At 67.5% G+C, this 12,042-nt stretch carries 12 protein-coding genes; 4 read left to right on the top strand and 8 right to left on the bottom strand.

What is annotated here, in order from left to right; all coding sequences use genetic code 11:
• Positions 1–208 precede the first annotated feature (208 nt).
• On the bottom strand, positions 209–1,366 hold the full coding sequence (locus AC3FMM_RS01560; protein WP_111520052.1) for an acyl-CoA dehydrogenase family protein: 1,158 nt from the start codon (positions 1,364–1,366) through the stop codon (positions 209–211).
• Positions 1,367–1,597: 231 nt separating this feature from the next.
• Here AC3FMM_RS01560 and AC3FMM_RS01555 point away from each other — a divergent pair, with 231 nt between their 5' ends.
• Positions 1,598–1,843 carry a hypothetical protein gene (locus tag AC3FMM_RS01555; RefSeq protein ID WP_115712324.1) on the top strand — a complete coding sequence of 82 codons (246 nt, stop codon included), beginning with the start codon at positions 1,598–1,600 and terminating at the stop codon, positions 1,841–1,843.
• 24 nt (positions 1,844–1,867) lie between these two features.
• On the opposite strand, the gene AC3FMM_RS01550 is transcribed toward AC3FMM_RS01555, so the two are convergent.
• Positions 1,868–2,728: a LysR family transcriptional regulator gene (locus AC3FMM_RS01550; RefSeq protein WP_488686016.1), complete on the bottom strand. Its 861-nt coding sequence runs from the start codon at positions 2,726–2,728 to the stop codon at positions 1,868–1,870.
• A gap of 135 nt (positions 2,729–2,863) precedes the next feature.
• Between AC3FMM_RS01550 and vapB the strand changes: the two genes are divergently transcribed.
• Complete coding sequence (gene vapB / locus AC3FMM_RS01545; RefSeq protein ID WP_115681774.1) at positions 2,864–3,100, top strand: type II toxin-antitoxin system VapB family antitoxin; 237 nt, start codon at positions 2,864–2,866, stop codon at positions 3,098–3,100.
• A complete protein-coding gene (locus tag AC3FMM_RS01540) occupies positions 3,100–3,510 on the top strand; it encodes a type II toxin-antitoxin system VapC family toxin (RefSeq protein ID WP_116313482.1) in 411 nt (136 codons plus the stop codon). Before vapB ends, AC3FMM_RS01540 begins: the two co-directional genes overlap by 1 nt.
• Positions 3,511–3,586: 76 nt before the next feature.
• On the opposite strand, the gene AC3FMM_RS01535 is transcribed toward AC3FMM_RS01540, so the two are convergent.
• The 6 genes from AC3FMM_RS01535 to acnB all read right to left on the bottom strand — a co-directional run bounded on the left by AC3FMM_RS01535 (position 3,587) and on the right by acnB (position 11,059).
• Positions 3,587–3,958 (bottom strand): hypothetical protein, encoded by a 372-nt coding sequence (locus AC3FMM_RS01535; protein ID WP_115712318.1) that lies wholly within the window; start codon positions 3,956–3,958, stop codon positions 3,587–3,589.
• Between the two features lie 201 nt (positions 3,959–4,159).
• The gene (locus AC3FMM_RS01530) at positions 4,160–4,984 is read right to left on the bottom strand and encodes a class I SAM-dependent methyltransferase (RefSeq protein WP_115712316.1); all 825 of its coding nucleotides are present in this window, start codon (positions 4,982–4,984) and stop codon (positions 4,160–4,162) included.
• Between the two features lie 170 nt (positions 4,985–5,154).
• Positions 5,155–6,003 carry an EamA family transporter gene (locus tag AC3FMM_RS01525; protein ID WP_116313481.1) on the bottom strand — a complete coding sequence of 283 codons (849 nt, stop codon included), beginning with the start codon at positions 6,001–6,003 and terminating at the stop codon, positions 5,155–5,157.
• Between the two features lie 81 nt (positions 6,004–6,084).
• Entirely contained in the window at positions 6,085–7,425 is a 1,341-nt protein-coding gene (locus tag AC3FMM_RS01520; RefSeq protein WP_115712312.1) for a PQQ-dependent sugar dehydrogenase, read from the bottom strand.
• 141 nt (positions 7,426–7,566) lie between these two features.
• Positions 7,567–8,271, bottom strand: a complete 705-nt coding sequence (locus AC3FMM_RS01515; RefSeq protein WP_115712310.1) for a glutathione S-transferase N-terminal domain-containing protein — start codon at positions 8,269–8,271, stop codon at positions 7,567–7,569.
• A gap of 196 nt (positions 8,272–8,467) precedes the next feature.
• The gene (gene acnB / locus AC3FMM_RS01510; protein ID WP_115712309.1) at positions 8,468–11,059 is read right to left on the bottom strand and encodes a bifunctional aconitate hydratase 2/2-methylisocitrate dehydratase; all 2,592 of its coding nucleotides are present in this window, start codon (positions 11,057–11,059) and stop codon (positions 8,468–8,470) included.
• 476 nt (positions 11,060–11,535) lie between these two features.
• Between acnB and fliL the strand changes: the two genes are divergently transcribed.
• Positions 11,536–12,027 (top strand): flagellar basal body-associated protein FliL, encoded by a 492-nt coding sequence (gene fliL, locus AC3FMM_RS01505; RefSeq protein WP_115681794.1) that lies wholly within the window; start codon positions 11,536–11,538, stop codon positions 12,025–12,027.
• Positions 12,028–12,042: the final 15 nt, after the last annotated feature.

Genomic DNA, 12,042 nt, shown 5'->3' with positions numbered 1-12,042 from the left:
CTGTCTTGGTGCGCCCTCGCCCGCTGTCCTGATGCAATCTACGCCACCCGGACACGATCTCCCGCCCGCATTCAAACCGAACCGCTTTACAAACGGCTTTCATTCGCCTGACAAAAGCCTTTAGGTACGCGAAAACCCTGACCATTCGCCAAAAACGACAAACGGCACGGCCGTTGCCGGCCGTGCCGTCAGACTTTCCTGACTGCGCTTATGCCTTCACCCGGTCATCCAGCCCCAGGCCGCGGCCGATGATCTCCTTCATGATCTCGCTGCTGCCGGCATAGATGCGCGAGATACGCGCATCGGCATACATACGGCAGATGCGGTACTCCTCCATATAGCCGGCGCCGCCGTGCAGCTGCACGCCCTCGTCGACCATGCGTCCCTGCAGCTCCGAGGTCAGCAGCTTGGCCGATGCAGCCGTCTCCACCGTCAGCGTGCCGGCATTGTGTTGCAGCACGCACTGGTCGACAAAGGTCTGCAGCGCATCCAGCTGCGCGCGCAATTCGGCCAGCTTGAAGCGCGAGTTCTGGAACGTGCCGATGGCGCGCCCGAAGGCCTTGCGCTCGCGCACGTAGTCCAGCGTGATGTCGAAGGCCACCTGCGCCGACGCCATGTAGCCGCAGGCGCCGATCAGGCGCTCCTCGGCCAGGTGGCGCGTCAGGTAGCGGAAGGCCTGGCCCGGCTCGCCCAGCACGTTGGCCTTGGGCACCTTGACGTTGTCGAAGAACAGCTCCGAGGTGTCCTGCGAGTGCAGGCCCAGCTTGCGCAGCTTGCGCCCGCGCTCGAAGCCGGGCATGCCGCGTTCGACGATGAACAGCGTCAGGCCATGGCTGCGCTCCGGGTCGGTGCGGGCCACCACGACCACCACGTCGGCCAGCTGGCCGTTCGAGATATAGGTCTTGGCGCCGTTCAGCACCCAGTGGTCGCCATGGTCCTCGGCGCGGGTGCGGATGCCGGCCAGGTCCGAGCCGGTCTGCGGCTCGGTCATGGCCACGGCGAAGATCGACTCGCCGCGCGCGGCCGCGGGCAGCAGGCGCTGGCGCTGCTCTTCATTGCCGATGCGGCCGATGTAGGGCGCCACCAGGCGCGAGTGCAGCGTGCCGAAGAAGCCGGAGTCGCCGTGGCGCGCATTTTCCTCGATCAGGATCTGCTCGTAGCGGAAGTCCTGCACACCGGCGCCGCCGTATTGCTCGTCGGCCCACATCAGCAGGTAGCCCTGCTCGCCGGCCTTGCGGAACACCTCGCGGTCCACGCAACCCTGTTCGCGCCAGCGCTCGCCGTGCGGGCCGACCTCGCGCTGGTAGAAGCGGCGGGCGGATTCGCGGAAGGCGTCGTGTTCGGCTTCGAAGATCAGGCGTTGCATCGGGGTCTCCAGGGGGTTTTGACATTGACCGGGCCAGTGTCGGCCGAGCCACGCCCGGGAGATTCGTCGGAACAGATGATTTTTCTTACCGTCGGCGGACCGCCCCGCCCGCAGCGAAAAGCCCGTTGAGTGCAATTTTATTGATATGAAGCGCAAATAACTTTCATTTACCCGTCGGCACGCTTTGTGCCAATACTGGAACCACAGACAACGATTCGACGGAGCGGGAACATGGAAGCCATCCTCTGGATAGGGCTTGCGCTGGGGCTGGTGGCGTTGGGGGGGAGCGTCACGTGGCTGATCGGCACGCGGGTGCCGGAACCCGTGTTTGCGCGCGCGCAGTTGCACGGACGCTTTGCCGGCCTGGAACCGCGCCCGCCACGCCGGGGGGGCGGCGGCCGGACGCGGCGCGTGCGCCAGTGGCGCCTGGTGGCCGTGCCCGCACCTTCGGGTCAGCTGGTGCCGGTGCGAATCTGATTGCCGGGCGGCAACGCCTGAGCCCTATTGCGGGAAGTCCCAGCGCTGCGACCAATCGGATTCTTCCCGCACGATCTCGCGCAGGATATCCACGGCTTCGCGCGCCGGGCCCGCGGGCGCTTCGGCGCAAACCAGGAACACGGGATACGAAAACTCCGGCGCGCCGGCGACGCGCGCCAAGGCCCCGCTGTCCAGGTAGCTCTGCACCACGCGCGTACGGAAATAACCGCTGCCGCCGTACTGCAGGATGTACTGCAACGCCAGCGGCCCCAGGTTGAAGTACAGCGACGCGCGCGCATGCTCCGGCAGCGCGCTGTCATGCTGGCGGCGGAACTCGGGGCCCCAGTCGACATAGACATAGCCGCCGTCGCGCTGCGTCGAGCGGATCAGCACCAGCTTCTCTTCCATCAGCGCTTCAACGTGCATGCCGGGCGCGTATTCCGGCTGGTACACCAGCGCGGCATCGAGCGCGCCCGACTGCAGCCTGCGCTGCAGCTCAGCCCCCTCGCCCACTTCCGCCCGCACCGCCTGCGCCGGCATGCGCTGGCGCAGGCGCGTCGCCCACAGCAGCACCAGCGGATTCCCCAGACTGATCTCGGTGCCATAGCGGAACAGGCTGGCCAGCCCCGCCGGCAACGGCAGCTCGCAGCACGCCGCCTCCCAGGTCTGCACCAGCTGGCTGGCATAGCCGAGGAAACGCTGCCCGTCCGGCGTCAGCCGCGCCCCGGCCTTGTTGCGCTCGAACAGGCGGCAATTCAGCTGCGCCTCCAGGCTCTTGATGCGCGCGGTGACGGCAGTCTGGGTGACATGCAGCTTGTCGGCGGCGGCCAGCAGGCTGCCGTCGCGCACGACTTGCAGGAAGGTGCGGGCGAGTTCGATATCCATGGTGGCAAAGGATCCGGGACGACGTGGCGCATTGTAGACAGTAGCCGATTGAGAATCAGCCCATACACACAAGGATGTACTTCTGCTGTCATGGTGCTATGCTTTGTACATACAGGGATGTACATGGAACTCTCAATGCCTTTCACCCGTATCTTCCGCAACGGTAATTCCCAGGCGGTGCGCATACCCGCGGAACTGGCCTATCCCGACACCGACATGCAATTTGAAATTGAGCGGATCGGCGACGAGCTGCGCATCCGGCCCGCGCGACGGCGCCTGACCGGACTGCTCGATGTGTTCGCCGACTTCCCGGACGACTTCATGGCGCCAGGGCGCGAAGACCAGGCCCAGTCCGAGCGGGAGGGGTTCTGATGGCCAGGTATATGTTCGACACCAATATGTGCATCTACCTGATGAAGAACCAGCCGCCCCGGGTTGCCGAACGCCTTGCCCGGTGCTTCGAGGGTGACGTGGTGTTGTCCGCCATCAGCCTGGCCGAACTGGAGTTCGGCGTTACCGTGTCGCGGGATCCGCAGCGAGCCCGGCGCGCCTTGCAGGCGCTGATCGGGCGCGTGCCGGTGCTGCCGCTGAATGCCGCGGCGGCGCGCGCTTATGGTCCGGTCCGTGCCGCCACGCGCGAACGCAAGGCCGACGCGCTGGACAAGCTGATTGCGGCCCATGCCATTGCCGAAGGGCTGACGGTGGTCACGCGCAACGTCCGCGACTTTACGGCTTACCCGGGGTTGCGCGTCGAAGACTGGACCGAGGGCCAGGGCGCCTGACGGGCAAACCGGCGACGCTGGCGCAGCACCAATATCCCACACCACTTCCTGATCGCTGACGGCCCCCGGTCCAGCTTCAGCGCACCGGCTGCGGCCGGACTCCCGCCGGCATGGCAACCGGCACCGCGCCGGTCTGCGCCGCCAGCACACCGCGCGCCTCGCGCGGCGGCCGCAACGGGGCGATGCCTTCCGGCTCCTGCCACGCCAGGCCATTGTCATAGCCGGTGGCAACGGCCTCCAGGTAGCCGGGCGCAAACTTGCGCTCCGGTGTCACTGCCTGCACGGCAGGCGCCGTGGCGGCCTGCGGCGCCTCGGACTGCGCGCAGGCGACGCTGTTGAGGCATAGGCCCAGCACACGCAGCAGCGCCATGGCCTGGCGCGAACGGTGTCGGATGGCGGACGGGCGCGACGCGGCCTGCCCGTTCTGGCATGGGGATCGGGTATTCATCGGGACTCTCCGGGAAGCCATTGCTGGCGGGTGGCACAACGAGCCGCGGCGCCGCGCTCGCGGTCCATTCCGCAACGACCGTGCCACCGGACTAATGCCGGCTACAGCGGGGATTGCTGCACTTTCCCGGGATGGAGTGGTGGGGTCTGGCCGACGCTAGCGGCGCCGGTGTCGGCGGAGACCCGACAATCCCGTGCCGCCTCAGGGCTTGACCGCCGCCGCCAGCACCGCCGGCATCGGCACCTCGAAGCCGCTGCCGCGCATGTACCCGGCAACGGTGCCGCGCAGCACGGCGCGGATTTCGTCGCGCGCCTTGGGGGTCTGCGCGCGCAGCGTGGCGGCTGCCCGCACGGTGCCCTGGGCGAGCGCGTCGAACAGCTGGTCGGGCGTGGAGAAGCGCCAGACCTGCGGCACGCTGCGGCAGGTCGGCATGACAAAGCCGGCCTGCTGCAACGCGCTGCGGCAATGGCCAGGATCGCTGAACAGGAAGAAGTTCGGCCCGACCGGGATATCGACATCCATCGAGCCATAGGCGCGGATCGCGGCATAGACCGCGCCGAAGCCGACCGCGCGCTCGGGCGTATCCCATACCGTGAAGGCGATGCGCCCGCCCGGGCGCAGGACCCGGAAGGCCTCGGCCAGCGCCGCGTCCGGGTCGGACATATGGCACAGGCCAAAGCCGTTGACCACGGCGTCGAAGCTGGCATCGTCGAACGGCAGCGCCTGCGCGTCGGCCTGCTGATACTGGACCTCGGGATGCAGCTTGCGCGCCAGTTGCACCTGCGCCTGCGCGAAATCGATGCCGACCGACTCGGCGCCGCGCTGCACCGCCCCGGCCGCGACGTAGCCGGAGCCGGACGCGACATCGAGCACGCGCTGCCCGCCGGCTACATGCGCGGCGTCCAGCAGGGCCTCGACCGATTGCCGGGTCACGTGCGACAGGTGCTCCTGGTACCGGCTGACGACTTCCGGGTCTTCCCAGCCAGCCAGCTCAAAGGCGCGAAACGAATCTGCGGTGTGGTCCATGCCTACTCCTCGGCGACGATGTCCAGACGGGCGGGCGTGTGTTGGTGATGTTGGTGTGCGGACGCAGCACTGATGCGTCCTGAGAACCCGGTCAAGCCAAGTATAGACAGCGCCGCGCACAGGCAGCAGCCAGGCGCTCAGGCGAGCACCCGGAACCGGGCTTCACCCGTTCAGGCGAAGCGCAGCGTGGCCACGCCGGCGGCGATCAGGCAGGCCGCGCCGAGTCGCGCGGCGCCGACGTGCTCCTTGAGCAGCAGCGCGGAGATCAGCGCGCCGAACAGGATCGAAGATTCGCGCAAGGCGGCCACCGGCGCCACCGGCGCGCGCGTCATTGCCCACAGCGACAGCCCGTAGGACGCCAGCGTGCCGCCCCCGCCCACCAGCGCGAACACCAGGTTGCGGCGCACGTAGCCGGCCAGTTGCCGCCGGCGCGTCGCCAGTGCCCACGCCGCCAGCGGCACCGCGGTAAGCACGAAGATCCAGAAGGCATAGGCTACCGGCGCGCCGGAGCGGCGTACGCCGGTGCCATCGATCAGCGTATAAGTGGCGATCACCAGCGCGTTCAGCAGCGCCAGCCACACGCCCTCGCGGCTACCCGGGAGGCCACGGTGGCCGCGTGCGCCGCCGGCCATGGCCAGGATGCCCAGGCTGATCACGGCGATGCCGCCCCATGCCAGCGCCGACAGGTGCTCGCCCAGCCAGCCCACGCTGGCCAGCGCCACCAGCAAGGGCGCGCAGCCGCGCATCAGCGGGTAGGTCAGGCTCATGTCGGCGCTGCGGTAGATCCGCGCCACCAGCGCGAAGTACACCACGTGCACGCCCACCGACGCGGCGATGAAGGGCCAGCTGGCGGCCGCCGGCTGCGGCAGCGCCGGCAGCGCCAGCGCGGCCATCAGGCCAGCCGTGACCGCCACCATCACGGTGGACAGCAGCTTGTCGCCGCCGCCCTTGACCACGGCATTCCACGCGGCATGCAGGAAGGCGGCAAGCAGGACGACGGCGAAGACGGTGAGCGACATGGGCGGCAGCGAAGTCGGCGCCGGCAGGCAGCGCGGGATCGCGCCATTCTAGCCGCGCCGGCGTGCCGCGCCGCGGCCCGACTATCTGGCGCCGCTGACCCGCCAGACCGTATTGCCGACATCGTCGGCCACCAGCAGGCCGCCGCGCTGGTCGATCGCCACCCCCACCGGGCGCCCGCGCGCCTTGCCGTCGTCGTCGACAAACCCGGTCAGCACGTCGAACGGCGCGCCCTGCGGCCGGCCCTGGCTGAACGGCACGAAGATCACCTTGTAGCCCGCCAGCGGGCGCCGGTTCCACGAACCATGCAGGCCGACGAACATGCCTTCGCTGAAGCGCGCCGGCAAGCTGTTGCCGCTGGCCGCGGCCAGGCCGAGCGCGGCGGTGTGCGCGCCCACGGCGTAGTCGGGCACGATCGCCCTGGCCACCAGGTCCGGTGCCGGCGGCTTCACGCGCTGGTCCACGTGCTGGCCGTAGTAGCTGTAGGGCCAGCCGTAGAAGCCACCGTCGCGCACCGAGGTGATGTAGTCCGGCACCAGGTCGCTGCCGATCTCGTCGCGCTCGTTGACGGCGGTCCACAGCATGCCGGTGACCGGCTCCCACGCCATGCCGTTGGGATTGCGCAGGCCGCTGGCGAAGATGCGGTGCGTGCCGGTCCTGCGGTCGACCTCCCAGATCGCGGCGCGGCCGACTTCCTTGTCCATGCCGTTCTCGCCCACGTTGCTGTTCGAGCCCACCGTCACATACAGCTTGCTGCCATCGCGGCTGGCGATCAGGCTCTTGGTCCAGTGATGGTTGAGCGGTCCGCCGGGCAGGTCGACCACCTTCTGCGGCGCGGCGCTGATTTCGGTCTGGCCGGGCTGGTAGGGGAAACGCAGCAGCGCATCGGTGGCGGCCACGTAGAAGTCATTGCCGACCAGCGCCATGCCGAAGGGCGAATTCACATCCTTCAGGAACACCGAGCGCTGGTCGGCGACGCCGTCGCCGTTGCTGTCGCGCAGCAGCGTGATGCGGTTGGCGCTGGGCGTGCCGGCGCCGGCGCGCTTCATCACCATCTTCATGATCCAGCCCTTGATGCCCTTGCCGTCGTCAGGCTTGGGCGGGGCATTGCTCTCGGCCACCAGCACGTCGCCGTTGGGCAGCACATAGACCCAGCGCGGATGGTCCAGCTGGTCGGCAAAGGCCGTCACCGCCATGCCTTCGGCCGGCATCGGACGCTGGCCCGAGGCCCAGCCGATGGCCGGAGCGATCTTGACGGTGGGAATGGCGGTCTCGTGCGGCGGCGGCAGCTGCGGCGTGGGTCCGAAGCCGGCTTCGGACGGCAGCTTGGCGGATTCGCCGCAGGCGGCGAGCGTGGCGATCACGGGCACGGCGCCCGCCAGCATGGCGGTGCGCAACAGGCGCAAGGGGGTGGGCATCGGCATGGTCCGGGCTCCTCAGGCCACGCAAGGCCGCGCGCCTGTGCCTGGACTATAGGACGTAGCGCGACCGGCGCTCTGTAGGCGCCGCGGAAGCCACCATGCAGGACGATGCCCGCCCCCGGGCGCGGCCCTGCCCCGGCGCGCTCAGCCCCGATGCGGCGTATCCAGTCCCTTCACCACCGCCGCACGCTGCACGAACGCATCCAGCACGCGCCGCACATTGACGAAGTCCTTGAAGCCGACCAGGTCGCCCGCCTCGTAGAAGCCGACCAGGTTGCGCACCCACGGCAAGGTGGCGATGTCGGCGATGGTGTACTCGTCGCCCATGATCCAGGCGCGGCCTTCCAGGCGCTGCTCCAGCACCTGGAGCAGGCGCCGGCTTTCCGCCACGTAGCGGTCGCGCGGGCGCTTGTCCTCGTAGTCCTTGCCGGCAAACTTGTGGAAGAAGCCCAGCTGGCCGAACATCGGGCCGATGCCGCCCATCTGGAACATCACCCACTGGATGGTCTCGTAGCGGCGCGCCGGATCGGCGGGGATCAACTTGCCCGACTTGTCGGCCAGGTACAGCAGGATCGCGCCCGACTCGAACAGCGCCAGCGGCTTGTCGCTCGGGCCGTGGGGGTCGAGGATGGCCGGGATCTTGTTGTTCGGGTTCAGCGACAGGAATTCCGGCGACAACTGGTCATCGGTGTCGAAGCGCACCAGGTGCGGCTCGTACGGCAGCCCGGTTTCCTCCAGCATGATCGACACCTTGACGCCGTTGGGCGTGGGCAGCGAATAGAGCTGGATGCGGTCGGGATGCCGTGCCGGCCATTTGCGGGTGATGGGAAAAGCGGACAGATCGGGCACACGGGCTCCTGGTTCAGGCGCTTCCGCATCGTGGGGAAGCTGCCGGACAACGAAAGAGCCCGATCATAAACCGGTGTTGGCAGGCTTGCAGGGCAGCTGCACGGCAGTGCCGGGTGCCTCCGCCCATGCGTGCCATCCTGCAAAAAGGGAGGGGCCCCGTGGGGCCCCTTCCTTACGCCAGCTAAGCTACGGCAACTTACACCGTCACGCCGTCAGCCACTTCCTTGAAGTCCTCGATCTGGTCGAAGTTCATGTACTTGTAGATCTTGTCGCCATTCTGGTTGATGACGCCAATATCGGCCATGTACTCGTCCTTGGTCGGGATGCGGCCGAGGCGCGAGCAGATCGCCGCCAGTTCGGCGGAACCCAGGTACACGTTGGTGTTCTTGCCCAGGCGGTTCGGGAAGTTACGGGTGCTGGTCGACATCACCGTCGCGCCTTCGCGCACCTGTGCCTGGTTGCCCATGCACAGCGAGCAGCCCGGCATTTCGGTGCGTGCACCGGCAGTGCCGAACACGCCGTAGTGGCCTTCCTCGGTCAGCTGCTTCTGGTCCATCTTGGTCGGCGGGGCCACCCACAGCTTGACCGGGATGTCGCGCTTGCCTTCCAGCAGCTTGGAAGCCGCGCGGAAGTGGCCGATGTTGGTCATGCACGAACCGATGAAGACTTCGTCGATCTTGGCGCCGGCCACGTCCGACAGGGTCTTGACGTCGTCCGGGTCGTTCGGGCAGGCCACGATCGGCTCGTGCACGTCGGCCAGGTCGATCTCGATCACGGCGGCGTACTCGGCGTCGGCGTCCGGCTCCAGCAGCTTCGGATCGGCCAGCCATGCTTCCATGGCCTTGATGCGGCGCTGCAGGCTGCGCGGATCCTGGTAGCCCTGGGCGATCATCCACTTCAGCAGCGTGATGTTGCTGTTGATGTATTCGATGATCGGGTCTTTGTTCAGGCGCACCGTGCAACCGGCGGCCGAACGTTCCGCCGAGGCGTCCGACAGTTCAAACGCTTGCTCGACCTTCAGGTCGGGCAGGCCTTCGATTTCCAGGATGCGGCCCGAGAAGATGTTCTTCTTGCCTTGCTTGGCCACGGTCAGCAGGCCTTGCTTGATCGCGTACAGCGGGATCGCGTTGACCAGGTCGCGCAGGGTCACGCCCGGCTGCATCTGGCCCTTGAAGCGGACCAGCACCGATTCCGGCATGTCCAGCGGCATCACGCCGGTGGCGGCGGCAAAGGCCACCAGGCCCGAACCTGCCGGGAAGCTGATGCCGATCGGGAAGCGGGTGTGCGAGTCGCCGCCGGTGCCGACGGTATCCGGCAGCAGCATGCGGTTCAGCCACGAGTGGATCACGCCGTCGCCGGGGCGCAGCGAGATGCCGCCGCGGGTGCTGATGAACTCGGGCAGGGTGTGGTGGGTCTTGACATCGACCGGCTTCGGATAGGCGGCGGTGTGGCAGAACGACTGCATCACCAGGTCGGCCGAGAAGCCCAGGCAGGCCAGGTCCTTCAGCTCGTCGCGGGTCATCGGGCCGGTGGTGTCCTGCGAGCCCACCGAGGTCATCTTCGGTTCGCAGTACGTGCCCGGGCGAATGCCCTTGCCTTCGGCCAGGCCGCAGGCGCGGCCAACCATCTTCTGGGCCAGCGTGAAGCCCTTGCCGGTGTCGGCCGGGTTCTGCGGCAGGCGGAACAGCGTCGACGGGGCCAGGCCCAGTGCCTCGCGCGCCTTGGCGGTCAGGCCGCGGCCGACGATCAGCGGAATGCGGCCGCCGGCGCGGACTTCATCGAACAGCACGTCGGACTTGACCTTGAACTCGGCGATCACTGCGCCGTTCTTCAGGGCCTTGCCTTCGTACGGGCGCAGTTCGACCACGTCGCCCATTTCCATCTGGGACACGTCCAGCTCGATCGGCAGCGCGCCGGCGTCTTCCATGGTGTTGTAGAAGATCGGGGCGATCTTGTTGCCCAGGCACACGCCGCCGAAGCGCTTGTTCGGGATGAAGGGGATGTCTTCACCGGTGAACCACAGCACCGAGTTGGTGGCCGACTTGCGCGAGGAGCCGGTACCGACCACGTCGCCCACGTAGGCGACCAGGTGGCCCTTGTCCTTCAGCGATTCAATGAACTTGATCGGGCCGCGCTTGCCGTCTTCTTCCGGCTGGAACGCAGCGCCTTCGCGCTTGTTCTTCAGCATGGCCAGCGCGTGCATCGGGATGTCCGGGCGGGTGGTGGCGTCCGGGGCCGGCGACAGGTCGTCGGTGTTGGTTTCGCCCGGCACCTTGAACACGGTGATGGTCAGGCTTTGCGGGACTTCCGGACGGCTGGTGAACCACTCGGCGTCGGCCCAGCTTTGCAGCACGGCCTTGGCATTGGCGTTGCCCTTGTCCGCCTTCTCCTTCACGTCGTGGAAGGCGTCGAACATCAGCAGGGTCTTCTTCAGCGCATCGGCGGCGACGGTGCCGACTTCGGCGTCGTCCAGCAGCTCGATCAGCGGCGAGATGTTGTAGCCGCCCAGCATGGTGCCGAGCAGCTCGGTGGCTTTGGCACGCGAGATCAGCGCGCACTTCTCCTTGCCCAGCGCCACGGCGGCCAGGTACGAGGCCTTGACCTTGGCGGCGTCATCGACGCCGGCCGGCACGCGGTTGGAGATCAGGTCCACCAGGGTCTGTTCTTCGCCGGCGGGCGGGTTCTTCAGCAGTTCGATCAGCTCGGCCGTCTGCTTGGCAGTCAGGGGCAGAGGGGGGATGCCAAGCGCGGCGCGCTCGGCCACATGTGCGCGATAGTTTTCAAGCATGGGAACCTGCTGAGTAATTAGGTTTAGAAAGACTCGGTACGTCGCGATTGTAGTCCGAAGCGGCTCCTGGGTCAAATGTCTTATATCTTATATAAGACTATTTGAGAAAAAACTCATACCAAACAACGGCTTGGCAAATGGAAGAGTTGTTGTTTTGCATGGTCTGCTACCCGAGTAGCGTAGTAGGGAATGGGGAAACAGGGCACTGTCCAGCGCGGCAGGGCCGGCCATAATGTCCATCCCATCCCGCTCTGTGGTGCGCCGTCCCGCCATCCCCTGCCCCGGCGCCCTCAAGTTCCCCGACCAAGCTGCGTTAACCAGCCTGCAGGCGCGCAACACAAAGGCGCCCGCTCGCGTAGCCGTGCCTGCTCCCTTTCCGCTCAAATGGCCAAGCTGAAAGGGTTTCCCCCTTTTTTTCGGCCCTTTGCTGGCCTGCGATTCCGGAAGAATGGCAGGCATTCCGATACAGGCTTCTCATGGCGAACACGGCTTCCCCTCCCCGGACTGGCAACACAGGCAAGCGCGGCCGGCTGCTGCTGATCGGCGCCGGCGTGCTGGTGGTGGCACTGGGTGCCGGAGGCTTCGTGCTGGGCAGCGTGCTGAGCAACCGCCAGCCGGCGGCGCCCGCTGCGCCCGCCGCTCCGGTTGTCCCGCCGCCGATCTTCGTGCCGCTGGACGCGTTCACCGTCAACCTGCGCAGCGAGGACGGCGACCGCTTCCTGCATACCGGGCTGTCGCTGAAGGTGGCTGACGCCGCCACCCAGGCGCGCCTGGCCCAGTACCTGCCCGAGGCGCGCAGCCGCATCCTGCTGTTGCTGTCCGCGCGGCAGCCGGCCGAACTGGCCACCGTCGACGGCAAGCGCAAGCTGGCCGACGACATCCGCGACACCATCAGCAAGCCGTTTGCCAGCGGCCTGCCGGCGCAACACGTGCTGGACGTGCTGTTCACCTCGTTCGTGGTGCAGTAAGCGCAAGCCAGGGCA

This window comes from Cupriavidus sp. 207A1, assembly GCF_057798955.1.
This window is presented reverse-complemented; position numbering and strand designations above follow the sequence as displayed.

What these genes read in the sequence shown, in the direction of transcription:
- AC3FMM_RS01560 (WP_111520052.1), bottom strand. Translation starts at nt 1,366, where the DNA reads ATGCAACGCCTGATCTTCGAAGCCGAACACGACGCCTTCCGCGAATCC.
- AC3FMM_RS01555 (WP_115712324.1), top strand. Translation starts at nt 1,598, where the DNA reads ATGGAAGCCATCCTCTGGATAGGGCTTGCGCTGGGGCTGGTGGCGTTG.
- AC3FMM_RS01550 (WP_488686016.1), bottom strand. Translation starts at nt 2,728, where the DNA reads ATGGATATCGAACTCGCCCGCACCTTCCTGCAAGTCGTGCGCGACGGC.
- vapB (WP_115681774.1), top strand. Translation starts at nt 2,864, where the DNA reads ATGCCTTTCACCCGTATCTTCCGCAACGGTAATTCCCAGGCGGTGCGC.
- AC3FMM_RS01540 (WP_116313482.1), top strand. Translation starts at nt 3,100, where the DNA reads ATGGCCAGGTATATGTTCGACACCAATATGTGCATCTACCTGATGAAG.
- AC3FMM_RS01535 (WP_115712318.1), bottom strand. Translation starts at nt 3,958, where the DNA reads ATGAATACCCGATCCCCATGCCAGAACGGGCAGGCCGCGTCGCGCCCG.
- AC3FMM_RS01530 (WP_115712316.1), bottom strand. Translation starts at nt 4,984, where the DNA reads ATGGACCACACCGCAGATTCGTTTCGCGCCTTTGAGCTGGCTGGCTGG.
- AC3FMM_RS01525 (WP_116313481.1), bottom strand. Translation starts at nt 6,003, where the DNA reads ATGTCGCTCACCGTCTTCGCCGTCGTCCTGCTTGCCGCCTTCCTGCAT.
- AC3FMM_RS01520 (WP_115712312.1), bottom strand. Translation starts at nt 7,425, where the DNA reads ATGCCGATGCCCACCCCCTTGCGCCTGTTGCGCACCGCCATGCTGGCG.
- acnB (WP_115712309.1), bottom strand. Translation starts at nt 11,059, where the DNA reads ATGCTTGAAAACTATCGCGCACATGTGGCCGAGCGCGCCGCGCTTGGC.
- fliL (WP_115681794.1), top strand. Translation starts at nt 11,536, where the DNA reads ATGGCGAACACGGCTTCCCCTCCCCGGACTGGCAACACAGGCAAGCGC.